Source organism: Geodermatophilus sp. URMC 61, assembly GCF_052931555.1.
In genome coordinates this window covers 3,725,756-3,749,341 of the sequence record NZ_JBRFHZ010000002.1, presented here as the reverse complement: position 1 = coordinate 3,749,341, position 23,586 = coordinate 3,725,756, and the positions used below count along the sequence as shown (strand labels likewise).

Annotated in this window: 19 protein-coding genes; 11 read left to right on the top strand and 8 right to left on the bottom strand. The window is 74.3% G+C overall.

Annotation, left to right across the window (positions count from 1 at the left end; translation table 11 throughout):
• Nucleotides 1-18 precede the first annotated feature (18 nt).
• Both ACU610_RS17530 and ACU610_RS17525 read left to right on the top strand, forming a co-directional pair.
• On the top strand, nt 19-591 hold the full coding sequence (locus tag ACU610_RS17530) for a hypothetical protein (protein ID WP_446768974.1): 573 nt from the start codon (nt 19-21) through the stop codon (nt 589-591).
• On the top strand, nt 584-1,285 hold the full coding sequence (locus tag ACU610_RS17525; protein ID WP_446768973.1) for a PIG-L deacetylase family protein: 702 nt from the start codon (nt 584-586) through the stop codon (nt 1,283-1,285). The genes ACU610_RS17530 and ACU610_RS17525 overlap by 8 nt, the downstream gene beginning before the upstream one ends.
• A 651-nt stretch (nt 1,286-1,936) precedes the next feature.
• Here the strand turns inward: ACU610_RS17525 and ACU610_RS17520 are convergent.
• Both ACU610_RS17520 and ACU610_RS17515 read right to left on the bottom strand, forming a co-directional pair.
• The gene (locus tag ACU610_RS17520; RefSeq protein WP_446768972.1) at nt 1,937-2,110 is read right to left on the bottom strand and encodes a DUF1059 domain-containing protein; all 174 of its coding nucleotides are present in this window, start codon (nt 2,108-2,110) and stop codon (nt 1,937-1,939) included.
• A gap of 67 nt (nt 2,111-2,177) precedes the next feature.
• Nucleotides 2,178-3,329: an EAL domain-containing protein gene (locus ACU610_RS17515; protein ID WP_446768971.1), complete on the bottom strand. Its 1,152-nt coding sequence runs from the start codon at nt 3,327-3,329 to the stop codon at nt 2,178-2,180.
• A gap of 195 nt (nt 3,330-3,524) precedes the next feature.
• On the opposite strand from ACU610_RS17515, the gene ACU610_RS17510 reads away from it, so the two are divergent.
• The 3 genes from ACU610_RS17510 (at nt 3,525) to ACU610_RS17500 (ending at nt 6,288) form a co-directional block, all read left to right on the top strand.
• Nucleotides 3,525-5,129, top strand: a complete 1,605-nt coding sequence (locus ACU610_RS17510; protein WP_446768970.1) for a sensor histidine kinase — start codon at nt 3,525-3,527, stop codon at nt 5,127-5,129.
• Nucleotides 5,126-5,788, top strand: coding sequence for a response regulator transcription factor (locus tag ACU610_RS17505; RefSeq protein WP_446768969.1), 663 nt, complete (start codon nt 5,126-5,128; stop codon nt 5,786-5,788). Before ACU610_RS17510 ends, ACU610_RS17505 begins: the two co-directional genes overlap by 4 nt.
• Nucleotides 5,789-6,018: 230 nt before the next feature.
• Nucleotides 6,019-6,288 (top strand): hypothetical protein, encoded by a 270-nt coding sequence (locus ACU610_RS17500; protein WP_446768968.1) that lies wholly within the window; start codon nt 6,019-6,021, stop codon nt 6,286-6,288.
• A gap of 83 nt (nt 6,289-6,371) precedes the next feature.
• On the opposite strand, the gene ACU610_RS17495 is transcribed toward ACU610_RS17500, so the two are convergent.
• Nucleotides 6,372-7,376 carry a DUF2382 domain-containing protein gene (locus ACU610_RS17495; protein WP_446768967.1) on the bottom strand — a complete coding sequence of 335 codons (1,005 nt, stop codon included), beginning with the start codon at nt 7,374-7,376 and terminating at the stop codon, nt 6,372-6,374.
• A 288-nt stretch (nt 7,377-7,664) separates the two neighbouring features.
• On the opposite strand from ACU610_RS17495, the gene ACU610_RS17490 reads away from it, so the two are divergent.
• Both ACU610_RS17490 and ACU610_RS17485 read left to right on the top strand, forming a co-directional pair.
• A complete protein-coding gene (locus ACU610_RS17490) occupies nt 7,665-8,357 on the top strand; it encodes a TetR/AcrR family transcriptional regulator C-terminal domain-containing protein (protein WP_446768966.1) in 693 nt (230 codons plus the stop codon).
• Nucleotides 8,358-8,452: 95 nt separating this feature from the next.
• The gene (locus tag ACU610_RS17485) at nt 8,453-9,160 is read left to right on the top strand and encodes a hemerythrin domain-containing protein (protein WP_446768965.1); all 708 of its coding nucleotides are present in this window, start codon (nt 8,453-8,455) and stop codon (nt 9,158-9,160) included.
• Between the two features lie 106 nt (nt 9,161-9,266).
• On the opposite strand, the gene ACU610_RS17480 is transcribed toward ACU610_RS17485, so the two are convergent.
• The gene (locus ACU610_RS17480; RefSeq protein ID WP_446768964.1) at nt 9,267-10,310 is read right to left on the bottom strand and encodes a YihY/virulence factor BrkB family protein; all 1,044 of its coding nucleotides are present in this window, start codon (nt 10,308-10,310) and stop codon (nt 9,267-9,269) included.
• A 97-nt stretch (nt 10,311-10,407) separates the two neighbouring features.
• Nucleotides 10,408-11,856 carry an MFS transporter gene (locus ACU610_RS17475; RefSeq protein ID WP_446768963.1) on the bottom strand — a complete coding sequence of 483 codons (1,449 nt, stop codon included), beginning with the start codon at nt 11,854-11,856 and terminating at the stop codon, nt 10,408-10,410.
• A gap of 191 nt (nt 11,857-12,047) precedes the next feature.
• Here ACU610_RS17475 and ACU610_RS17470 point away from each other — a divergent pair, with 191 nt between their 5' ends.
• On the top strand, nt 12,048-12,230 hold the full coding sequence (locus ACU610_RS17470) for a hypothetical protein (RefSeq protein WP_100499932.1): 183 nt from the start codon (nt 12,048-12,050) through the stop codon (nt 12,228-12,230).
• Between the two features lie 179 nt (nt 12,231-12,409).
• Here the strand turns inward: ACU610_RS17470 and ACU610_RS17465 are convergent, their stop codons facing one another.
• Nucleotides 12,410-14,203, bottom strand: coding sequence for an acyl-CoA dehydrogenase (locus tag ACU610_RS17465; protein WP_446768962.1), 1,794 nt, complete (start codon nt 14,201-14,203; stop codon nt 12,410-12,412).
• Between the two features lie 198 nt (nt 14,204-14,401).
• Here ACU610_RS17465 and ACU610_RS17460 point away from each other — a divergent pair, with 198 nt between their 5' ends.
• Together ACU610_RS17460 and ACU610_RS17455 are read left to right on the top strand one after the other, a co-directional pair.
• Nucleotides 14,402-14,878 carry a hypothetical protein gene (locus tag ACU610_RS17460; protein ID WP_446768961.1) on the top strand — a complete coding sequence of 159 codons (477 nt, stop codon included), beginning with the start codon at nt 14,402-14,404 and terminating at the stop codon, nt 14,876-14,878.
• Nucleotides 14,875-16,044 (top strand): zinc-dependent alcohol dehydrogenase, encoded by a 1,170-nt coding sequence (locus tag ACU610_RS17455; protein ID WP_446768960.1) that lies wholly within the window; start codon nt 14,875-14,877, stop codon nt 16,042-16,044. The genes ACU610_RS17460 and ACU610_RS17455 overlap by 4 nt, the downstream gene beginning before the upstream one ends.
• A gap of 66 nt (nt 16,045-16,110) precedes the next feature.
• Here the strand turns inward: ACU610_RS17455 and ACU610_RS17450 are convergent, their stop codons facing one another.
• Together ACU610_RS17450 and ACU610_RS17445 are read right to left on the bottom strand one after the other, a co-directional pair.
• Nucleotides 16,111-18,807 carry a DHA2 family efflux MFS transporter permease subunit gene (locus ACU610_RS17450; RefSeq protein ID WP_446768959.1) on the bottom strand — a complete coding sequence of 899 codons (2,697 nt, stop codon included), beginning with the start codon at nt 18,805-18,807 and terminating at the stop codon, nt 16,111-16,113.
• On the bottom strand, nt 18,804-19,331 hold the full coding sequence (locus ACU610_RS17445; protein WP_446768958.1) for a MarR family winged helix-turn-helix transcriptional regulator: 528 nt from the start codon (nt 19,329-19,331) through the stop codon (nt 18,804-18,806). Before ACU610_RS17445 ends, ACU610_RS17450 begins: the two co-directional genes overlap by 4 nt.
• A 192-nt stretch (nt 19,332-19,523) precedes the next feature.
• Between ACU610_RS17445 and hrpA the strand changes: the two genes are divergently transcribed.
• Complete coding sequence (gene hrpA, locus ACU610_RS17440; protein ID WP_446768957.1) at nt 19,524-23,558, top strand: ATP-dependent RNA helicase HrpA; 4,035 nt, start codon at nt 19,524-19,526, stop codon at nt 23,556-23,558.
• Nucleotides 23,559-23,586: the final 28 nt, after the last annotated feature.

Sequence of the window (23,586 nt, the reverse complement as noted above, 5' to 3'; positions counted from 1 at the left end):
GACACGAGGACTCACGTCATGGACGGCCTCTCGAGGTCTTCGACGGCACGCCGCCTGCGCGCCCGTGCCGGCCGCGCCGCCCTGGTCGCGGTCATTGCCCTGATCGGGCTCGTCGCGTCGCCGGGCATGGCCTCGGCCACCGGCACGTACACGGTCAAACCGGTGCTGAACTGCTACAAGGAGAACGCCGACGACAGCTGGACCGTCGTGGTCGGCTACGTCAACAGCTCGCGGAAGACCACCAGCATCCCGCGCGGTGCCCACAACCAGGCCTACCCGTCGAAGTTCGCGTCGCTGCCGCCGACCTCGTTCAAGCCCGGCACGGTCAACGGTGCGTTCACCGCGAAGGTCAGCCTCGCTGACCTGTACGCCGGTGCCCGCTGGGTGCTCGACGGTTACACGCTCGACTACCGTGCTGCCGCCTCCTCCTCGCGGGTCTGCCCGTCGTCGACGGAGCTGCCGGCGCAGGGCAACGGCCTCGGCCCGGCCATCGGGCTCGGGGTTGCCGGTGTGGTCGGCGCCGTCCTGGTCGTGCGCGCCAACCGACGGACCCGCGCTCTCGCCGCGGCTGAGGGCCGGGACGATGCGTAGGGTCCTCGCGGTCGGGGCGCACCCCGACGACATCGAGCTCGGCTGCGGCGCCACGCTGCTGGCGCACTCGGCGGCCGGCGATGCCGTCACCATGCTCGTCATGACCGGCGGCGAGAACGGCCCTGGGGACGACGAGACGATCACCGGCCGCCGACGCGAGCAGGAGGCGGCCGCCCGCATCCTGGGCGCCCGGCTGATGTGGGGCGGTCAGGTCGACTGCACCGTCACGGCGGACGCCGCCACGGTGGCGATCGTCGAGCGGGCGCTCGAGCTGACCGACGCCGACGTCGTCTACGTGCACGCGCCCGACGACAGCCACCAGGACCACCGCGCCGTCGCCGCCGCGACGCTGTCGGCGGCCCGCCGGCTCTCCCGGGTCATGCACTACCAGAGCCCCTCCACGCTGACGTTCTCCCCGACGACGTTCGTCGACGTCACCGCCTACCTCACCGGCAAGCTCGCCGCCCTCGGCGCGCACGCCTCGCAGGTGGAGATGTCGGCGATGGTGGAACCCGACGCGGTCGTGGCCTCGGCCCGGCACTGGGGCGCCCACGCCCGGATCGGCTACGCGGAGGCTTTCGCACCGACCCGCCTGGTCATCGACCTGCTGCCCACGCCCCGGCGCGCCGTGGAGGAGGTCCCGGACACCCTCCGGCTGACCCTGCCGGCCTCCCTGGCGGTCAACGCCCGCTGACGCGGAGCACCTCGCACGAGCCCGGTGGGCCGGGCCGGTACCCCCGGCCCGGACCACCGGGCTCGTCGCGTTGCGCTCCCGTCGGGGCCGGGTGCCGTGCTCTGCTCGGGGCGCGCCGGTCGAGCGCGCGGTGGCGGAGCCGAACGCCGAGGACTTCGACCGGTGGCTCGACGATCCGGTGCGCGACGCGGGCGGCGACCATCCCGCCCCCGGCAACTCCGGCTGGTTCCTCGGCGCGCCACCGGACCCAGCGCGTGGGACACCGGTCCCCGGACCGACCCCGGCGATCGCTGCCACGACCAGGACCCGCCCGACCCCGTTGCCGAGGACCCGGCACCACCCACCGCCGCCACCCGGCAGTGGCTGGTGGGCGGCCGCCGACCGCCGCGGCCGACCTGCCGGGCCTCGGCACCGCCGACCACCGCGGCAGACACCAGGCCCCGGCTGGAGCTGCGCCATGGCCCCCGACGGCGCCCTGACCGTCACCACGCCCAGCGGCCTCACCGTGGTCACCGGACCACCGCCCTACCGACCGAGCGGCGCCCCCTGCCGGCGCCGAGTACACCCCCGCGAAAGACGCAGCGAGGCCCCGACCCGGGGACGGGTCGGGGCCTCGGCGCAGCTCAGGCGGTGCGGGTGGAGCGGTACCTCTCAGGCGGGGCGGATGGCGGCCCGCACCTGGTCCACCAGGCTCGCCGGGATGTCGGTGAGGCCGTGGTCGTCACGGGCGTGGCCGGCGACCGCGACGAGGATGTCGTCCTCGGTGGGAGCGGTGAACGTCCGACCGCACGAGGGGACGACGTCGCCACAGGCGAACTGCTTCACGGGGTACCTCCAGGGTGAGGGGCGGACCGTCGTCCGGCGGACGGCGGGGGTCGGGGGTGGGGCTCGATCAGCCGGCGTGCGCCGCGGCGAGCTGCAGCAGCAGCCGTTCCACGCGGACGACGCCGAGGGCGGTGCCCTGCCCGTCCACGCACAGGACCGGGTCGAACCGGGTCTCCTCGGGTCGCGCGGCGACCCGCCGGGCGACCTCGCTGAGGCCGGCGGACGCGGGGACCCGCAGGCTCACCGGGGCGCGGCGGTGGCCGGGCGGGTCCTCACCGCGGCGGAGGGGGAGGAACAGCCAGCGCGGGTGGCCGTACTCGTCGACCTCGACGCCGACTTCGCCGTCCGGCGCGGTGCCGTCCTCGACGACCACGACCGGCTCGGCCAGCCCGGCCACGTGCTCGGTCAGCAGGGCCTGCGCGGCCTGGCGCCGCAGCCGGTCGCGCACCTCGGGGTCGAGCCGCACCCACGGCGGACCGGGGCGCCCCAGCAGCCAGCCCTGGCCGAGCGGCACCCGCAGCCGCAGGAACGCCTGCAGCTCGCCCCACGTCTCGATGCCCTCGGCGAGCAGCCACGCGTCGATCCGCCCGCCGAACTCGCCGAGCATCTCGACGAGGGCCAGCTTGACCTCGTCGCCGTCCGCACCGGTGACCAGCGCCCGGTCCAGCTTGATCAGCTGTGGCCGGAACTGCGTGATCTGCTGCAGCCCTGAGTAGCCCGACCCGGCGTCGTCCAGCGCGAGCAGCGCGCCCTTCGCCCGGAGACGGTCCCGCAGGTCGATCAGCGGGCGCAGGTCGCCGACCGCGTGGTGCTCGGTCAGCTCGAGGACCAGGGGCGCCAGGTCGTCGACGGCCAGCAGCGGCTCGGCCAGCTCGGGCTGCGTGAGCAGGTGCGGGCTGACGTTGACGGTGAGGAAGCAGTCCGCCGGCAGCGTCGGCAGGACGGCGAGCGCCTGGCGGACGACGATCGACTCCAGCTCGGCCCCGCGCCCGACCGCGTCCGCGGCGGCGAACCACTGGTCCGGCGTCGCCTCGCTGGACCGGCCGTCCGGCGTCACGAAGCGGGCCAGCGTCTCGTAGCCCGCGACCGTGCCGCGCTGCAGGTCGACGATCGGCTGGTACACCAGCCGCAGGAGCGAGGGGTCGGCGAAGACGGTGGCGAGCCGGGCGTCCCACTCGGACACCGCGACGTCGACGCGCTCGGGCAGCGACACGGACACGGGCCCTCATCGGCAGCAGCCCACGCACGCTGCAGTCCCGGCCCGGCCGCGCTCACCCCGAGGGGTGGGCGCGGGTCGGGCCGCCCGGCTGACGACCGGCGCCGCGTGGGCGACCACGTCGTCCCCGGAGCTGCGCCCCCGTGCCGGCCGACCCCGGCCCCGCGGATGTCGTCCCGCCGCCGCCCTTGCCGGACGATGACCGGGACGACGACGAGGACGACGACGAGGACGACGGCGGGGACGACGGTGGCGGGGACGACGACTGATGCGGGAGCGCGGCGCCGCAGCTGGGTGCCGCGGGCGGCCCGCACCCGGATCATCGCCTGGGTCCTGCTCCTGGTCCTGCTGGCGCTCGGCATCGTCACCCTCGTGACCTGGCGGCTGCTCATCGCCGCCACCGACGAACGCATCGACATCACGCTCGAGGCCGAGATCGAGGAGTTCCGGCGGATCCTCGAGGGCGACGTCGACCCGCGCACCGGCGAGCCGTTCGGCTCGGTCGAGGACGTGCTGCAGACGCTGATCACCTACAACCTGGCCCGGCCGAACGAGAAGTTCCTCGGCTACGTCGACGGCCGGTACCGCTACCAGAGCCGCATCGAGGCCCCGGTGCTGCTGAGCCGGGACGACGCGTTCACCCGCGAGGTCGGCGCGGTGGCCGACCCGACGTGGGGCCGCTACGAGTCCGGCGCCGGGGAGGTCCGCTACCTCGCCGTCCCGGTGACCCTGGACGGCGACCCGGCGCGCGGCGTCGCCGTCGTGGCCTTCTTCGCCGACCAGGAACGGCAGGCCGCCGACGACGCCGCCCGGCTCATGCTGACGGTCGGGGCCCTGACCCTGCTGCTCGCGGCCGGCGGCGCCTGGGTGGTGGCCGGGCGCGTCCTGCGACCCGTCCGCGACGTGGCCGCCACCGCGCACGGCATCACCGAGACCGACCTCTCCCGGCGCATCCCGGTCGACGGGCGGCCCGCCGACGAGCTCACCGACCTCGCCGCCTCGGTCAACGAGATGCTTGACCGGCTCGAGGCCGGCTCCGCGGCGCAGCGCCGCTTCCTCGACGACGCCGGGCACGAGCTGCGGACGCCGATCACGATCGTCCGCGGCCACCTGGAGGTGCTCGACCCGACCGACTCCACCGACGTCCGGGAGACCGTGGCACTGGTCGACGACGAGCTGGACCGGATGAACCGGATCGTGTCGGACCTGCTGCTCCTCGCCCGCGCCGAGCAGCCGCAGTTCGTCCGGCCGCAGCCGGTGGACGTCGCCGCGCTCACCGCCGAGGTGTTCGACAAGGTGCGCCGGCTGGGGGACCGCGACTGGGTGCTGGAGGCCGCCGCCGACGTCGACGCTGAGCTCGATACCCAGCGGGTCACCCAGGCGCTGGTCGCGCTCGCCGACAACGCCGTCCGCTACACCGTGCCCGGCGACCGCGTCTCCCTCGGCAGCCGGCTCAGCGGCGGCGAGCTGCGGTTCTGGGTGTCCGACACCGGCCCCGGCGTCCCCGAGGAGGAGCAGGCGCGGGTGTTCGAGCGCTTCGCGCGCGGCACGTCGGGAGCCCGGCGCTCGGACGGCGCCGGCCTCGGGCTGGCCGTCGTCCAGGCCATCGCGGTCGCCCACGGCGGTCGGGCGGTTCTCGACAGCGTCCTCGGCCGGGGGACGACGGTCTCCCTGGTCCTGCCCGCCCGGCTGGCACCGCCGCTGGCCGACGACCCGGCGACGGTGGACGACGCCGCCGCCACCCCGGAATCCGGCCCCGCAGCCGGCCGGCTGCCCACCGAGACCCCAGGAGGTCGGTCGTGAGCCGCGTGCTCATCGCCGAGGACGAGGCCCGCATCGCCGCCTTCGTCGAGAAGGGGCTGCGGGCCAACGGCTTCGCCACCGCCGTGGTCGGCGACGGCAGAGCCGCGCGCGCCGCGGCCGCCAGCGGCGACTTCGACCTGATGATCCTCGACATCGGCCTGCCCGGGATGGACGGCTTCGAGGTGCTGCGGGCACTGCGCGCCGACCGGGTGACCATCCCGGTGGTCATCCTCACCGCGCGCGACAGCGTGCAGGACACGGTGGCCGCGCTCGAGGGCGGCGCCGACGACTACATGCCCAAACCGTTCCGCTTCGAGGAGCTGCTGGCCCGGGTGCGGCTGCGGCTCTCCGGCGGCCGGCAGGCCGACACGACGGTGCTCACCTGCGGCGACCTGTCCCTGGACCTGCGCACCCGGCGCGCCCAGGCGGGCAGCCGCACCGTCGACCTGTCGGCCCGGGAGTTCGCCCTGGCCGAGGCGTTCCTGCGCCACCCCGGTCAGGTGCTCGCCCGCGAGCAGCTGCTCAGCCACGTCTGGGGCTACGACTTCGACCCCGGCTCCAACGTCGTCGACGTGTACGTCCGCTACCTGCGCCGCAAGCTCGGGGCCGCGCGGATCGAGACCGTGCGCGGCATGGGCTACCGGCTCGTGGCCGACTGAGGAATGGACGGCGACCGGTTCCGCCGGAGCACCGGGACCGGGGAGGACAGCGGGAGAGCGGTCACCCGACGACGCTGCCCACGGCCGGTGACGCGCCGGTGAGACGCCGGTGAGGGCGTTCTCATGTCGGCAGGACACGCCGGACGGCGCGGGTGTCGGCCACCGGCGGCGGGTAGCTGCGGCTCCCAGCGGCCGCGCAGCACCGCGCGGCCCCGAGAGAGGGAGATGCCGTGCCCGAGGTACCGCAGCCGGTCACCGACAACAGCGTCAAGGTCCGCCAGCTCAGCCACTACCAGTTCAGCTGGGTCGCTGGGGAGCCCGGGAAGCCGGGCACCTACACGCTCCAGCTCGTGCTGGACCAGGGCGCCTGGGAGGAGGTCCTGACCCTCGACCCGGACGACGCGGACAACCTGCAGGACCTGCTGTCCAACACCGAGACGGTGCACTACGACATCGAGCGCCGGGTGCTGATGTTCGGCGTCACCCCGACCGGGAGCTGACCCCGGGACACGACGAGGCCCCGCCGGCGCATCGCGCCGGCGGGGCCTCGTCGTGTCGGTCGGCCCTGCGGGAGGGCCCTTCCTCAGCGGCCGATCCGGCCGTCGTTGTCGCGGTCGAGGGCGTCCTTGGCCTTCTGCACGAAGCCGCGGTCGTCCCCGCCGGTCCGACCGGTCGCCTCACCCCGGACACCGGTCCCGCCGTCGACCTCGATCTCCTCCTTGCGGACGTCGGCGGAGACTCGCTCCTGGTCGGTGACGGTCTCCTTGTCCAGCCGGACCCGCTCGACCGGCACGGCCTCCTTGTCCACCACCGGACGCTCGGCGTGCAGGGTGACCTCGTGCTCCTCCTCGGAGATCGCCGGGCCGTCCAGCGCCTGCCCGACGTTGGCGTCGGTGATCGGCTCGCGCTCGACCCGGACCTCCTCGCGGGAGACCGGCACGGTCTCGGTCACGTTCTCGGTGACCACGTACTTGCGCAGCCGGGCCCGGCCGACCTCCTCGCTGCGGGTGCCCACGTCGAGCCGCTCCTCCGAGCGGGTCATCGCGTTGTCCGTGGTCGGCCCGGAGACGTCCCGGCCCACGACGCCGGGCTCACCGGCGTGGTCGGTCCGCCCGTCACGGTCCAGGTCGCGGTCGGTCCCGGCCAGACCCGCGGTACCGGCGGTGCCGGCCACGCCCGCGGTGCCGGCGGTCCCGGCCGTCGTCGTGGTGTCGGTGACCGTTGACTCGTCGCGGTCGACCCGGCCCACGGTGGTGTCGGTCGTCGTCCCCTGGCCGGAGCCGAGGCCGTAGTAGCGGTAGAGCTCCTGCTCCTCCTGCGGCGACAGGTGCCCGTCGGTGTCGATCTTCGGCGCGTCCTTGACCTTCGCCTTGTCGTACGGGAAGCGCAGGGTGTCACCGGAGAGGTCGGCCTGCGCCAGCGGCACGAAGGTCTCCTTGGTGCCGAACAGGCCGGTGTGCACGGTGGCCCACTCGGGGCGGCCGGTCTCGTCGTCGAGGTAGACCTCGCTGACCTTGCCGATCTTGTCGCCGTCGGCGTCGACGGCGGTGGTGCCGATGACCTGCTGGATCTGCGTCTCGGTGATCATGCTGCTCCTGTCGAGTGTCGAGGGAGGGCTGCGGGTCCGCAGCGCCGTCCGTTGGCGCACCGTCGTGCAGGCGCTGCCGACTCGTTGCCCGCTGCGTTTACCGCGTAAACGCCTGTCTGTCGGGAGACAGTGGGATGGCGGCTCCCCGCGGCGGGGCCCGGGCGGCGTACAACGGGGCCAGGACGGCGACGGGAGGCGGACGTGGCGGACGACGCTGCTCCCCCCGGTCCTGTGCCCCCGGACGGGCAGCCGCACACGCGTGGACTCCGCGCATCCCCGCCGGGGAGGGTGCGCACGCCGCTCGACCGGCGTCGGGTGCTCGCCGCGGCCGTCGAGTTCATCGACGAGCACGGGCTCGAGGCCCTGACCATGCGCCGGATGGGTGCCCACCTGGGCGTCGAGGGGATGGCGCTCTACCGGCACGTCACCGGCCGGGACGACCTGCTCGACGGTGTGGTGGAGCTGGTCGTCGACGAGCTCTACGGCGATCCGGAGGTGTACCTCGCGCCGGAGCACGGCTGGCAGGACTACCTGCAGCGGCTGGCGCACGGGGTCCGGCGGATCGCCCTCGCCCACCCGGCCCTCTTCCCGCTGATCGCGACCCGGCCGCCGGCCGCGCCGTGGGTACGACCGCCGCTGCGCAGCCTGCGCTGGCTGGAGTCCTTCCTCCAGGCCCTGACCGGTCACGGGTTCAGTGACGAGGCCGCGGTCGCCGCCTACCGGGCGTACACCAGCTTCCTGCTGGGGCACCTGCTGCTCGAGGTCTCGCAGCGCGGGGTGCCGATCACCGCGCTGGACGACCCGGAGGGCGCGCCGGACGCCGGGGAGCGGTCGCTGGCCGAGTACCCGCTGGTGCGCCGGCTCGCCCCGCTGCTGTCCGAGGACGAGTCCGCCGCGGAGTTCGAGGAGTCGCTGGAGAACCTGCTCGAGCGCCTCGAGCAGGTGCTCCGTGCGTCGCGGCGCTCCGGCCCGGCGAGCTGAGCGGTCGGTCCCGGACAGCACAACGGGCCGGCGCATGCCGACGTTCTCCAGCGGGAAGGACCGTGGCCCGCAGTTCCCACCGGGAGGTACCCACCGTGAGCCGTTCCATCGCCGACCAGTCGGTCGAGGAGCTCGGGGGGCCGGGCAGCGTCCTGGTCCGCCAGCGTCGTGACCACGTCCAGCTGGACCGGCTCCTGCACCAGCTGGACGGCACGACCGGCCGCGAGCAGGAGGAGGTGCTGATCCGCATCGACCGGCTCGTGTTCAGCCACGCCTTCGCCGAGGAGAGCGTGCTGTGGCCGGTGATGCGCCGGGTGCTGCCCGACGGCGAGGAGCTGACCCTGCGCATCGAGTCGGAGCACCAGGAGGTCAACGAGCTGGTCACCGAGCTCGAGACGCTGGGGCACGACGACCCGCGGCGCGCAGAGCGGCTGTCCCGGTTGGTCGAGGTGCTGCGCGAGGACGTCCGCGACGAGGAGGACGTGCTGTTCCCGCGGCTGCAGGAGCGCCTCGACGCGCACGAGCTGCGGGCGCTGGGCCGCCGCTGGGAGCTGGTCCGTCGCATCTCGCCCACCCGGCCGCACCCGACCGTGTCCCGCCGTCCGCCGGGCAACGCCCTCTCGGCGCTGCCGCTGTCGGTGCTCGACCGCAGCCGGGACGTCGTCGACGCCGTCGTCCGCCGTGTCCCCGCGCCGCTGGCCCCCGTCGGCGAGGTGGTCAGCCGGGGGCTGGCCGGGGTCGCCGGCCTGGTCGAGCAGGTGCCGCCGGCCCGCCGAGGCGACCGCCCGCCGACGGCGCGCTGAACCGGTGGACGACGGCGGCCCCCTCCCGATCGGGAGGGGGCCGCCGTCGGCTGGCCCCGTCCAGAGGCTCGCCGCGAGCTTGCGAGCGGTGAGGAGGACGGGGTCCTTAGTGGGTGTGCCGGTCCTTCGGCTCGGCGCGGGCGTCGAGCTGGATCTCCTTCTCGGCCAGCGGCACGCCGTCCTTGAGCTCCTTGGTGCGCTCGATCTCGGCGTCGAGCTCGATGCCGAACAGCAGCGCCACGTTGGTCAGCCAGAACCAGACCAGGAAGACGATGACACCGGCCAGGGCGCCGTAGGTCTTGTTGTAGCTGCCGAAGTTGGCCACGTAGAAGGCGAACAGCGCCGAGGCGAGGGCCCAGACCAGCAGGGCCACGGCGGCGCCCGGACTCGTGAAGCGGAAGCCGCGCAGCTTCACGTTGGGCGTCGAGTAGTAGAGGACGGCGATCATCAGCGCCACCAGCACGACGACGACCGGCCACTTGACCACGTTCCACACGGTCAGGACGGTCTCGTCCAGGCGGATCGCGCGCCCGATGGCGTCGACCACGGGGCCGCTGAGCACCAGCAACGCCACGACCACCGCGGCGAACAGGATGCCGATCAGCGTGACCAGCAGCTGCAGCGGCTTGAGCTTCCAGACCTTGCGGCCCTCGGGGGTCTCGTACACCACGTTGGCCGCGCGGGTGAACGCGCCGACGTAGCCCGACGCCGACCAGAGGGCACCGGCGAGACCGAGGACCAGACCGAAGCCCACCGGCGCGGTGTTGCCGGCGAGCTGCTCGATCACCGGGGTCAGGGTGCTGGCCGCCTGCTGGGGCACGACGGCGGTCAGCGCGGTGGTGAGCTGCTGCGGGTCGGTCAGCAGGCCGATGATGGACAGCAGCGCGATCAGCGCCGGGAACAGCGCCAGGGTGCCGTAGTAGGTGAGCGCGGCCGCCCAGTCGGTGAGGTTGTCCTCGCTGAACTCCTTCAGCGTCCGCTTCAGCGTGCCGCCGACGGTGGGGGCCTTGTCGGCGCCCTTGGGGGCGCTGTCGAGCCGGGTGTCGTTGACCTTGGGGTCGTCCGGGGCGGGGTCGCCGGCGGTGTTGCCGGAGAAGCGGGTCTCGTTCGCGGCGGTCCTGCTGCCACGTGGACCGGTGGAGCGGGCCATCGTCAGTCCTCCGTCGGGTGTGGAGCGTCCAGGCCGGAGTTCCCCGGATGATCGTGGCCCATGCCCAGCGCCGGTGTGTCGCGACCGCTCCGTGACCTCACCGGGCGCCGGGCACAGGGGCCGTGCCGGTCCGCTCGGCCGGGCCCCGCCGTCCCCGGCCGGCCAGCGTCACGGCGGCGACGGCAGCCGCGCTGCCCGCGCCGACGAGGGCGACCGCGGTGAACGACCCCGCGGTGGGGAACCCGGTCACCGCGACCGTGCCGGAGGCGAGGACGGCGACGGTCACCGTGCTGCCGACCGCCTGCCCGACCGACCGCGCGATGGAGTTCACCGCGTTGGCGACGCCGGTCTCCTCGGGGCGGACGGCGGCCACCACGAGCGCGGGCAGCGCCGCGTAGGCCACGGTGACCCACAGCTGGGTGAGCAGCCCGGCGGCGACCACCTGCGCCGGGGTGTCGCGCAGCACCGCGAACAGCACGAAGCCGGCCAGCCCGCACACCGCGCCCGCGCGCAGCGTGGTCAGCGCGCCGGCCCGGGCAACGATCCGCCCGGCGACCGGCCCGAGCAGCACGCCGACCACCCCGCCGGGCAGCAGGTACACCACCGCTGCGTCGAGCACCGAGGCGCCGAAGCCGTACCCGGCGGTCTCCGGCGGCGTCTGCACGTACTGCAGGACGACGAGGAAGGAGGCGAACAGCCCCACCCCGGTCAACAACCCGGCGACGTTGGGGACGACGACCCGCGGGTCGGCCAGCAGGCCCGGGCGGACCAGCGGCTGGGTCCGCCGCCGCTGCAGCAGCACCCAGCCGGGCAGCACGAGCGCCGCCCCGACCAGGCAGCCCAGCGTCCCCGGCGACGTCCACCCCCACGCGTTGCCCTGCGAGACCGGCAGCAGCAGGAGCACCAGGCCCGCGGCCAGCACGGCGGCGCCGGCCCAGTCGACGCGGCCGGACCCGGTGGCCGGGCGGCGGGGGAGGACGAGCGCCGTCAGCACCAGGGTGACCAGGCAGACGACCAGCCCGATCCAGAAGGGGCGGTGGTAGTCGCCGCCGTCCCGGGTGAGCACCCCGGCGGCCACCAGGCCCACCACACCGCCGACCGCGAGCGTGCTGCTCACCACCGACATCGCGACGTCCAGCCGGGCGGCGGGCAGTTCGCGCCGCAGCACGCTGATCGCCAACGGGAACAGGCCGTAGGAGGCGCCCTGCAGCACCCGGGCCACCAGCAGCAGCGGCAGGGAGGCGGTGACCAGCGCCAGCAGCGTGCCGACCGACATCGCCGCGAGGACGCCGAGCGCCACCGGGCGCTCGCCCCAGGTGTCACCGAGGCGGCCCAGCACCGGCGTGGCGACGGCGGCAGCGAGCAGGTTGGCCGTCAGCACCCAGCCCGCGGCGTTGGCGGAGACCCCGAGCTGCGCGCCGATCGCCGGCAGCAGCGGGACGACGAGGCTCTGCATGAGCGACAGCGCGGTCGTCCCGAGCGCCAGGACGGCGACCAGCACCGCCGGCCGCGGCGTGCGCTGCTCGTCGTCGGCACGGCGGGACACCCGGGGATGAGACCACGCCCGCTGCCACCGGGCGCGCCCACCCGGGGCCGTGCACTTGGTCACACCCACCAGGTGGAGCGCCTGGTCCGAGGGTTGGGAGGGCGGTCGGACGGGGTAGAGCCGGTACAACGACGTGCCACGGGGGCCTTCGACCCCTGCGGCGACTTCTCCGCACAAAGGGGTTCTGACTGATGGTGCTGTGGCCGACCGTGACCCTCGTCGGGTTCCTGGTCCTGACCGCACTGGTGATCGGCTTGGGGACGTCCTCGACGGCCCGCTACGAGCGCGAGCAGCGTGCCGCGAAGGCCGTCCCGGCCCGCCCGGCCACCACCCGGACGGCGACAGGCGAACCGGTGGGGGCCCGCGCCGCCTGAAGGAGGACCCCGTCCTCCCCACCCTTCGTGAGAGGACCCTCCTGCCCCCGCCACTTGCAGGCTCGCGGCGGGACCCTGCAGGAAGGCCGGCGGGGCTCTGGACGGGGCCACACCCGCCCGTCACCGGCGCCCCGCGCCTCCTCACCGGAGACGCGGGGCGCAGTGCTGCCGGGGGCTGCTCAGAGCCAGGCGTCGTCGGTGTCGAGGACGGTGCGGTCCAGTGACTCCAGCAGGTCGAACTGGGCCCGGGTGCGCGGCAGCTCCCACCGCCAGAAGTAGCGGGCGGCCGCGCGCTTGCCCTCGTGGAAGGCGTCGGACGAGCCCTCGCAGGCCAGCGCCTGCTCCAGCCACAGCCAGCCGACCACCAGGTGGCCGGCGGCCTCCAGGTAGACGCTGGCGTTGGCCAGCGCCAGGTCCGGGTCGCCGGTGCCCCACAGCGTGGCGGTCACCGCGCCGATCCGGGCCACCGCGGCGTCGAGGTCGGCGGCGAAGCCGGCCCACTGCGTCCCCGCTGCGCGCGCCGTCGTCGCGGTGATCGTCTCCTCGAGCAGCCGCAGCCCGGCGCCGCCCTGGGCGACCACCTTGCGGCCGAGCAGGTCCAGCGCCTGGATGCCGTTGGTGCCCTCGTGGATCGGGTTGAGCCGGTTGTCCCGGTAGAACTGCTCGACGGGGTAGTCGCGGGTGTAGCCGTAGCCGCCGTGCACCTGGATGGCCAGGTCGTCGGCGACCGGGCCCCACTGGGAGGGCCAGGCCTTGGCGATCGGGGTCAGGGTGTCGAGCAGCAGGTGGGCGCGGGCGCGCTCCTCCTCGGTCTCGGCGGTCTGCTCCTCGTCGACCAGCCGGGCGCAGTACAGCCCCAGGGCCAGTCCGCCCTCGGCGTAGGACTTGGCGGCCAGCAGCATCCGGCGCACGTCGGGGTGCTCGATGATCGGCACCCCCGGGCTGTTCGGGTCCTTGGCGCCGGCGCGGCGGCCCTGCGTGCGGGTGCGGGCGTACTCGAGGGCGTACAGGTAGCCGGTGTAGCCGAGCACGGTCGCGCCCATCCCGACGCCGATCCGGGCCTCGTTCATCATGTGGAACATGTAGGTGAGGCCGCGGTGCGGCTCGCCCACCAGGTAGCCGACGGCTCCCGGCCGGCCGCCCGGGGTGTGCACGCCCTCGCCGAAGTTGAGCAGCGTGTTCGTCGTCCCCCGGTAGCCCATCTTGTGGTTCAGGCCGGCCAGGACGACGTCGTTGCGTTCACCGAGGGTGCCGTCCTCGTCGACGAGGAACTTCGGCACGATGAACAGCGAGATGCCCTTCACGCCGGGCGGGCCACCGGGGATCTTGGCCAGGACCAGGTGGACGATGTTCTCGGTCAGCTCGTGGTCGCCGCCGGAGATCCACATCTTGTTGCCGGTCAGCCGGTACGTGCCGTCGTCCTGCGGCACCGCCCGGGTGGTGATGTCGGCCAGCGAGGACCCGGCCTGCGGCTCCGACAGCGCCATCGTGCCGAACCAGCGGCCCTCGATCTCCGGGCGCACGTAGGTGTCGATCTGTTCCCGGCTGCCGTGCGCGAGCAGCAGCCGGGCGTTGCCCATGGTGAGGAACGGGTAGGCCGACGTCCCGACGTTGGCCGCCTTGAACCACGCGAAGACCGCCTGGCCGACGACGTGCGGCAGCTGCATGCCGCCGTACTCCTCGTCGAACTCCCCGGCCATCAGCCCGGCCTCGACGAAGACGTCGAGCGCCTGCTTCACCTCGGGGATGAGCACGGCCCTGCCGTCGACCATGCGCGGCTCGTTCTCGTCGGCCTTCCGGTTGTGGGGCGCGAAGTGCTCGGTGGCGATCTGCTCGGCGAGGTCGAGCACCGCGTCGAAGGTCTCCCGGGAGTGTTCGGCGTAGCGCGGGCGCTTCACCAGGTCCTCGACGTCCAGCCACTCGTGGAGCAGGAAGTCCAGGTCGCGGCGGGACAGGATCAACGACGAGCGCACGACGCCTCCGGAGCGGTTCGGCAGGGACCCGGGTTCCGTCCGGCCCGGTGCCGCCACAGTAGGACGTCGCGGGGACGGCGGGCCCCCGGCGGGCGACCCGGGGCCCGAGGGGGGCGGGACGGACGGGTCCGGCGATTGCCCCCGTCGGGGTCCTGGGTAGCCCGCAGCCTCCAGACGTCGACGTCAGGAGGACGCGTCATGGCCGTGCCCAGGTTGCTCGACTCCCTGCTGGGAGCCGCCACGGAGGCAGGAGGGGCGCTGCTCGGCCGCCTCCAGCACGTGCGGCTGCCCGGCCTGGGGCAGTCGTCGGCCACCGAGGACCCCGAGACCGCCGGCCGCCGCTGGCGCGCGGTCACCGTGCTGCGCTCGCCGGAACAGGTGGGCACCGGCGCGGACCTCCCCGCGCCCCTGGCCGCGCTCGGCGACCGCGTCGAGGTGCGGATCACCCCCGCGCCGGGAGACCGCGGCACCGAGCTCGCCGCGCGCTACCGCGACCGGCCGACGGACGAGGACGTGCGCGCGCTGCGCTCCGCGCTGCGGGAGGCCAAGCAGCTGATCGAGGTGGGCGAGGTGCTGCGGGTGGACCCGGCGCCGCACGGCGTCCGCAAGCCCACGCCGCAGGGCGCGGCGCTGGAGGGCGCGACGGCTCGCGCCCGGGGGGAGGGTGTGCTGTGAGGGCGGCGACCTGGACCGGGGTCAACGAGGTCTCGGTGGAGACCGTCCCGGACCCGCAGATCCTCAACGACCACGACGTCATCCTGCGGGTCGGCCGCACCACCACCTGCGGCTCGGACCTGCACCTGCTCGGCGGCTACATCCCGTTCATGCGGGCCGGCGACGTGCTCGGCCACGAGTTCATGGGCGAGGTCGTCGAGGTCGGCAGGGGCGTGCGGCACCGCAAGGTGGGTGACCGGGTCGTCGTCAACTCCTTCATCGCCTGCGGCACCTGCTGGTACTGCACGCAGGAGCTCTACAGCCTCTGCGACAACGGCAACCCGAACCCGGGGATCACCGAGTCGCTGTGGGGCCAGAGCCCGGGGGGCTGCTTCGGCTACTCGCACGCCATGGGCGGCTGGGCCGGCAGCCACGCGGAGTACATCCGGGTCCCCTACGCCGACGTCGGCGCCTTCGTCGTCCCCGAGGGGGTCAGCGACGAGCGGGCGCTGTTCGCCTCCGACGCCGTCTCCACCGGCTGGATGGGCGCCGACCTGGCCGGCACTAGGCCGGGGGACGTCGTCGCCGTCTGGGGCGCCGGCGGGGTCGGCCAGATGGCGGCCCGGGCCGCGATGCTGCTGGGCGCGGAGCGGGTGTACGTGATCGACCGGCTGCCCGAGCGGCTGGCCCAGGTCCGGGAGCACGTGGGCGCCGAGACGATCGACTACTCGCGGACCGACGTCCTGGCCGAGCTGCGCGAGGTCACCGGCGGCCGCGGACCCGACGTCTGCATCGAGGCGGTCGGCATGGAGGCGCACAGCTCCGGGATCCAGGGCGCCTACGACCAGGTCAAACAGCAGCTGCGGCTGCAGACCGACCGGCCCTCCGCCGTCCGGGAGGCGATCCTGGCCTGCCGCAAGGGCGGCAGCGTCTTCGTGCTCGGCGTCTTCGCGCTGATGGTCGACAAGTTCCCGCTCGGCGCGATGATGAACAAGGGCCTGACCGTGCGCGGCGCCCAGGTGCACGGGCAGCGCTACATGCCGCGCATCCTCGAGCACATGGCCCGCGGCGAGCTCATCACCGAGCACCTGGCCACCCACGTGATGCCGCTCGAGGAGGCGCCGCGGGGCTACCAGATGTTCAAGGACAAGACCGACGGCTGCGTGCGGGCGGTCTTCCTGCCCTGACACTCCGAGCCTCGCCCGACGGGGTGGGGACCGGCGGGATCTCCGGGGTCTGCTGCGGCGCCGGCGTCACCTGCTGCGGGGGGCGTCGGCAGCCGGCTGCACGCTGGGCGACTCGGGGGGACGCGTGCGCTGCCGGGCCGCGGCCTTGCCGTCGCCCGTGGGGAGCTCGGCGGCCTTGCCGTTGCCCGTGGGGAGCTCCGCCCGCCGGTCGCCGAGGTCGGGCAGCCGGTCGAGCGGTCGGAAGGCCTCGCGCAACCGGCCGGTGAGCTCGTCGCGCACCGCGCGGACGGCGGCCGCGGCGGCCTCGGCCTCGCTGACCAGCTTCGCGGCGTGCTGCTCGGCCGCGGCGATCCGCTGCTGGGCGGCCTCGGTCGAGGAGCGGGCGCGCTCCTCCTCCAGCCGCGCGGCCTCCTGCCGGCGTGCCCGCTGGGCGATCTCGAAGTCCTCCTCGACCTTGGCCCGCCGCGCCTGGGACTCCGCGTCCAGCCGGGCCACCTTCTCCTGCATGTCGGCGACCAGCTCGTCGGCGCGGATCTGTGCCCTGGTGGCGATCTGCTCGGCGGTCTGCCGGGCCTCGGCGAGCATCCGGTCGACCTCGGCCTGGCCGGCGGCGTGCCGCTCGTGCATCGCCCGTTCCTCGGCGGCGGTGTGCTCCCGCAGCGCCTGGGCCTCCTGCTCGGCCGAGCGCCGGATCTCCGTGGCCTCCTCCTCGGCCAGCTGCAGCATGTGCTGGATGCGCTCGCTGACGTTCTCGGAGGTGGGCGGGCCGGAGGACGCGGCCGTGCGGCGCAGCTGGTCGATCTCCGCGTGCAGCGCCGAGAGCTGGCCGGCCAGGTCGGCCGAGCGGCTCATCGCTGCGTCGCGGTCGGCCAGGGCCACCTGGATGTCGGCCTCGAGGCGCTCGATCGCCTCGGCCGCCTGGTGCCGGTCGTAGCCCCGGAGGACCACGTCGAACGAGTGCCGGGCCGCACGCACCGGCGGAACGTCACCGCCGGGATCGTTGGGGGCGGCGTCGCCGGGGCGGCCCGTCGGCGGGGCGGTGGACGTCGGGGCCGCGGCGCCGACCGCCTGCGTGGCCTGCTCCGCCGGCTCGTCGGCGGATGCGGCGCCCGCGGTCTGCTGCGCCGCCCGGCGGGCCTGGATGCCGGACTTGTTCGACAGCGCCAGCTGCGGCAGGAACAGGAAGACGAAGAACCCGAGGGCCGACACGGCCGCGGCGATGAGGAACACCAGGTCGATCGAGTCCGAGAAGCCGGCCTTGAACGGCAGCGCCAGGAACGACGGCAGGTCCTGGATGAACGAGGTGTCCGACAGGTCCGAGCCGGCCTGCAACTGACCGCCCTGCAGCGCCTGGGCCACCCGCCGGTCGGTCGCCGCCGCGGAGGTCAGCGATTCGTCGATGTCCACCGGCAGCCGGCTGAACAGCACCGAGAGGAACGCGGCGGTGCCGATCGTCGCGCCCATCTGCCGGAAGAACGTGACCGAGGAGGTGGCCACGCCGATCTGGCGCGGCGGTACGGCGTTCTGCACCGCGAGGACCGCGGGCTGGAAGTTGAAGCCGAGCCCGATGCCCAGCAGGACCATGAACGGCACCAGTGTCCAGATCGAGGTCTCGGCGCCGACGACGAAGGACAGCGACAGCAGGCCGGCGGCCATGAGCGTGGTGCCGGCCAGCGGGAAGACCTTGTACTTGCCGGTCCTGGAGATCGCGATGCCGGAGCTCATCGCGCCGATCATGATCCCGGCGACCAGGGGGATCATCTGCAGGCCGGCGACGGTCGCGCTCGAGCCGTGCACGATCTGCAGGTACTGCGGCAGCAGCAGCAGGCCGCCGAACATGCCGGCCCCGATGACGACGCTGCCGAGGCTGGCGATGGTGAAGCTGCGGATGCCGAACAGGCGCAGCGGCAGCAGCGCCTCGTTGCGGTAGGCCCGCTCGGCCAGCAGGAAGAGGACGAGGCCGACGGCGCCGATGGCGTAGCAGACGAGGGCGCGGCCCGACGTCCAACCCCAGAGCCGGCCCTGCTCGGCGACGATCAACAGCGGCACGATGGAGGTGACCAGGGCCAGCGCGCCCGGCCAGTCGATGCGGTGCTCGCGGCGCTCGTGCGGCAGGTGCAGGACGCGGTAGACGGCGGCGAAGGCCAGCGCGCCGAGCGGCACGTTGATCAGGAAGATCCAGCGCCAGCCGGTCAGCCCCAGCAGGGACGACTGACCGGCGAGGAAGCCGCCGAGGACCGGGCCGAGCACGCTGGAGGTGCCGAAGACGGCCATGAAGTAGCCCTGGTACCGGGAACGCTCGCGCGGCGGCACGATGTCGCCGATGATCGCGAGGGCCAGCGACATCAGGCCGCCGGCGCCGATGCCCTGGAGCGCCCGGTAGGCGGCCAGCTGGTACATCGAGCCCGCGATGCCGCAGAGGACCGAGCCGACGACGAAGACGCCGATGGCGAACAGGTAGAACGGTCGCCGTCCGTAGATGTCGGAGAGCTTCCCGTACAGCGGCGTGGAGATCGTCGAGGTGATCAGGAACGCCGTGGTCGCCCAGGCCTGGAGGTCGTAGCCCTGCAGGTCGTCGGCGATGGTGCGGATGGCCGTGGCCACGACGGTCTGGTCCAGCGCCGCGAGGAACATCGCCACCATCAGCCCGGCGATGATCGTGAGGATCTGCCGGTGGGTGAAGGCGCCGTCCTCGGCGGGAGCGGAGGCCGCCGCGCGGGCGTTGCTGCGCCCGGCCGCGCTGGTGCGGGTGCTCTGGCTCATGACTTCTCTCTCGGCGACGCGGCGACCGGCACGACGGTGGGCTCGGTGGGCAGGGACGCGGCGAGGTCGTCGAGGAGACGACCGAACAGGGTCGTCAGGGTGGCCAGGTCCGCGGTCGGCCAGGCCGCGGTGACCCGGGCCAGGTGGGCCTCGCGCTCCGCGCGGAACCGCGCCAGGGCGGCCCGGCCCGCGTCGGTGACGACCAGCCGGCTGGCCCGGCCGTCGGTCTCGTCGGGGACACGGTGGACCAGCCCCTGCTCGATCAGGCTCCCCACGTGCCGGCTGACCGTGGAGGGATCGGCGTGCACCAGCTCGGCGAGGGCGCCCTGGCGCAGCGGGCCCAGCCGCTCGAGCGGGAAGAGCAGGACCAGCGCGGCCCGGTCACGGCCCTCGGCGGCCTGCCCCGCCTTGAGCGCGTGCACCAGCCGCATGAAACGGGGCAGCTGCTCGCCGAGGGTCCGCAGGTCGGCGAGCCGGTCGTCACCGGGCGCGGCGGGGTCGTGCACGGTTGGGGACGGCGGCACGGGTACTCCAGGAGGACGGCGCGGGGGAACACGTGCACGCTACAAGTTCTTGTACGGCACAAGCAACAAGTTGCCCGGCGCATCCGAGTGGGCGGCCCACGCCCGCCCGGGCGGGCGCGGTGCGATCCTGGAGGCCGCGCAGGCCGCCGTCCGGCCGTGGCCCGTACCCCTGCCCAGATCGAGGAGACCGTCGTGACCACCCCGCCCGACGACTTGCGTGCGCGGCTGGCCGACCTGACCCTCGAGGACGAGCACCGCCTGCGCCGCCGGCTCGACGGCACGCGCAAGACGAGGGACGCCGAGGCGCGGGCCCGGCAACGGGCGCGGATCGCCGCCGACGTCGCGGCCGCCGAGGAACGGATCGCCCGCCGTCGCGCCGCCGTCCCGACACTGCGCTACCCGGCCGAGCTGCCGGTCAGTGCCCGCCGCGACGACATCGCCGCGGCCCTGCGCGATCACCAGGTGGTCGTCGTGGCGGGGGAGACCGGCTCGGGCAAGACCACCCAGCTGCCCAAGATCGCCCTCGAGCTCGGCCGTGGCGTGCGGGGTCGGATCGGGCACACGCAACCGCGGCGGATCGCCGCGCGCACCGTGGCCGAGCGGATCGCCGAGGAGCTGGAGACCCCGCTGGGCGAGGTCGTCGGCTGGAAGGTGCGCTTCACCGACCAGGTCGGCGACGCGACGCTGGTCAAGGTCATGACCGACGGCGTCCTGCTCGCCGAGATCGGCCGCGACCGGCTGCTGCGCCAGTACGACACCCTGATCATCGACGAGGCGCACGAGCGCAGCCTCAACATCGACTTCCTGCTCGGCTACCTCGCCCGGCTGCTGCCCCGCCGTCCCGACCTCAAGCTGGTCATCACCTCGGCGACGATCGACGTCGACCGCATCGCGAAGCACTTCGCAGGTCTCGGCGACGACGGGCATGGCAGTCACGACGGGCATGGCAGTCACGACGGGCATGGCAGTGACGACGGGCATGGCCGTGCGGACGGCGCCGTGGTGCCGGTCGTCGAGGTCAGTGGGCGCACCTATCCGGTGGAGGTCCGCTACCGCCCGGTGGTCGACCCCGACGATCCGGACGCCGACCCGGACCGCGACCAGGTCAGCGCCATCGCCGACGCCGTCGACGAGCTGACCGCCGAGGGCCCGGGCGACGTCCTGGTCTTCCTCGCCGGCGAGCGGGAGATCCGCGACACCGCCGATGTCCTGACCGAGCGCTTCCCCTCCGCCGAGGTGCTGCCGCTCTACTCGCGGCTCTCCGCCGCCGACCAGCACCGGGTCTTCGCGCCGCACACCGGACGACGCATCGTGCTGGCCACCAACGTCGCGGAGACCTCGCTGACGGTCCCGGGGATCCGCTACGTCGTCGATACGGGCACCGCCCGCATCTCCCGCTACAGCTCCCGGCTCAAGGTGCAGCGGCTGCCGATCGAGCCGATCAGCCAGGCCTCGGCGCGGCAGCGCTCCGGCCGCTGCGGGCGCACCTCCGAGGGCATCGCGATCCGGCTCTACACCGAGGAGGACTTCGAGAGCCGGCCGGAGTACACCGACCCGGAGATCCTGCGCACCAGCCTCGCCTCGGTGCTGCTGCAGATGGCCGCCCTCGAGCTGGGGGACGTCGCCGACTTCCCGTTCATCGACCCGCCGGACCGCCGTGCGGTCGCCGACGGCGTGGCGCTGCTCGAGGAGCTCGGCGCCCTCGACGCCGACAACCGCCTGACGGCGACCGGCCGCGCGCTGGCCGCCCTGCCGCTGGACCCGCGCATGGCGCGCATGGTCGTCGAGGCCGACCGGCGCGGCGTGCTGGAGGAGGTGCTGGTCATCGCCGCGGGGCTGACCATCCAGGACCCCCGCGAGCGGCCCACCGAGCACCAGCAGGCTGCCGACCAGATGCACGCCCGCTTCGCCGACGAGAACTCCGACTTCCTCGCGCTGCTCAACCTGTGGCGGTACGTGACCGAGCAGCAGGAGACGCTCTCGGGCAGCCAGTTCCGCCGCACCCTCAAGCGCGAGTTCCTGCACTACCTGCGCATCCGTGAGTGGCAGGACCTCTACGGCCAGCTGCGCAGCACCGCCCGCCGGCTGGGCATGGCCGTCGGCGAGCTGGCGACCGAGCCCGACGAACGCGGCATCCACACCGCGCTCCTCGCCGGGCTGCTCTCCCACGTCGGTCTGCAGGTCGAGGAGGCGGGCAACGGCCGGGCCCACCCCGACCGGCGGCGCGGCGGCCGGGAGTACCTCGGCGCCCGCAACGCCCGCTTCGTGATCGCGCCGGGCACCCCGCTGGCCAAGAAACCGCCGCGCTGGGTGGTCGCCGCCGAGCTGGTGGAGACCAGCCGGCTGTTCGCGCGCACCGTCGCCCGCATCGACCCCGAGGTCGTCGAGCGGCTGGCCGGACACCTCGTCAAGCGGCAGTACTCCGAGCCGCGCTGGGACGCCAAGCGGGGCTCGGTCGTCGCCACCGAGCGGGTCACCCTCTACGGCATCCCGCTCGTCGTCGGCCGCCGCGTGCAGTACGGCTCGATCGACCCGGTCGTCTCCCGGGAGCTGTTCATCCGGCACGCGCTGGTCGAGGGCGAGTGGACGACGCACCACCGTTTCTGGCACGACAACCAGAAGGCGATGCACCGGGTCGCCGAGCTGGAGGAGCGGGCCCGGCGTCGCGACATCCGGGTGGACGACGAGACGTTGTTCGAGCTCTACGAGGCCCGCATCCCGGCCGACGTCGTCTCCACCCGGCACTTCGACAAGTGGTGGAAGCAGGCTCGAGGGCAGACCCCCGACCTGCTCACCTTCTCCCCGGCGATGCTCACCGACGCCGCGGCGGCCGGGCAGGTGCGGGTCGAGGACTACCCGGACGAGGTGCCGCTCGCGCAGGGCCTCACCCTGCCGCTGTCCTACGCGTTCGCGCCCGGCACGCCGCAGGACGGCGTCACCGTCGACGTCCCGCTGGCCGTGCTGGACTCCGTCGCCGAGCGGACCTCCGGCGAGTCGCTCGCCTTCACCGTCCCGGGGCTGCGCGAGGAGCTGGTCACCGCGCTGCTGCGCACGCTGCCCAAGCAGCTGCGCCGCGCGCTGGTGCCGATCCCCGACCGGGTGCGGGAGGTGCTGCCGCGCATCGCGCCGACCGAGCCGCTGCTGCCGGCGCTGGAGCGGGAGCTGCGGCGGGCTGCGGGAGTCGTCGTCCCGCCGGACGCGTGGGCGCCGGACCAGGTGCCCGACCACCTGCGGGCCACGTTCCGCGTCGTCGACGACCGGCACCGGCCGCTGGCCACCGGCAAGGACCTGCAGGCGCTGCGCCGGGAGGTCGCGCCGCAGAGCCGGGCCAGCCTGGCCGCGGCCGCCTCGGACGTCGAGCGCACCGGCCAGACCGCCTGGACCTTCGGTGCGCTGCCGCGCACCGTCGAGGTCCGCCGCGGCGGGCACGTGGTCCCCGCGTGGGTGGCGCTGGTCGACGAGGGGACGACGGTCGGCGTCCGGGTGGTCGCCACCGAGGTCGAGGCAACCCGGCTGACCTGGCGCGGGGCCCGGCGGCTGCTGCTGCTCGTCGCCGGCTCGCCCACCCGGCAGGTGGTGAAGGGGTTGTCGCCGACCACCCGGCTGGCGTTGCAGTTCAACCCCGACGGCGAGATCCCCGCGCTGGTCGACGACTGCGTGGACGCCGCCGCCGACGAGCTCATCGCCGCCGCCGGCGGGCCGCCGCGCGACGAGGCCGGGTTCGCCACCCTGGTGCAGACCGCCCGCGCGCAGCTGCTGCCGCTCACCTCCGACACCGTCCGGCGCGTCGAGGCGGTGCTGGTGCAGGCCCGCGAGGTCGCCGTCGCGATCGGTGCCGCGCCGGGACGGCGGGTGCCCGAGGCGGCGATCGCGGACCTGCGCCGGCAGATGGGTGGCCTGCTGCACCGCGGCTTCGTCGCCGCGGCCGGACGGCGCCGGCTGCCGGACCTGGTGCGCTACCTCAGGGGGATGGTGCACCGGCTGGAGAAGCTGCCGGCCAACGCCGTGCGCGACGAGCTCTGGATGCAACAGGTCGCCGCGGTCACCGCCGAGTACGAGCAGCTGCGCGCGCAGGTGCCGTCGACCGGGGCACCTGACGACCCGGTCGCCCGGGTGCGCTGGATGCTCGAGGAGCTGCGCGTCAGCCTCTTCGCGCAGAGCGTCGGCACCCCGCGGCCGGTGTCGGAGCAGCGGGTCTACAAGGCCATCGACGCGCTGACGGCCTGAGAGGACCCCTGCAGGGGCCCACGGTTCG

Bases quoted from the DNA above. Each gene is read 5' to 3' on its own strand.
- ACU610_RS17470 (WP_100499932.1), top strand. From the start codon at position 12,048: ATGGTGCTGTGGCCGACCGTGACCCTCGTCGGGTTCCTGGTCCTGACC.
- ACU610_RS17460 (WP_446768961.1), top strand. From the start codon at position 14,402: ATGGCCGTGCCCAGGTTGCTCGACTCCCTGCTGGGAGCCGCCACGGAG.
- ACU610_RS17530 (WP_446768974.1), top strand. From the start codon at position 19: ATGGACGGCCTCTCGAGGTCTTCGACGGCACGCCGCCTGCGCGCCCGT.
- ACU610_RS17450 (WP_446768959.1), bottom strand. From the start codon at position 18,807: ATGAGCCAGAGCACCCGCACCAGCGCGGCCGGGCGCAGCAACGCCCGC.
- ACU610_RS17480 (WP_446768964.1), bottom strand. From the start codon at position 10,310: ATGGCCCGCTCCACCGGTCCACGTGGCAGCAGGACCGCCGCGAACGAG.
- ACU610_RS17495 (WP_446768967.1), bottom strand. From the start codon at position 7,376: ATGATCACCGAGACGCAGATCCAGCAGGTCATCGGCACCACCGCCGTC.
- ACU610_RS17525 (WP_446768973.1), top strand. From the start codon at position 584: ATGCGTAGGGTCCTCGCGGTCGGGGCGCACCCCGACGACATCGAGCTC.
- ACU610_RS17510 (WP_446768970.1), top strand. From the start codon at position 3,525: ATGACCGGGACGACGACGAGGACGACGACGAGGACGACGGCGGGGACG.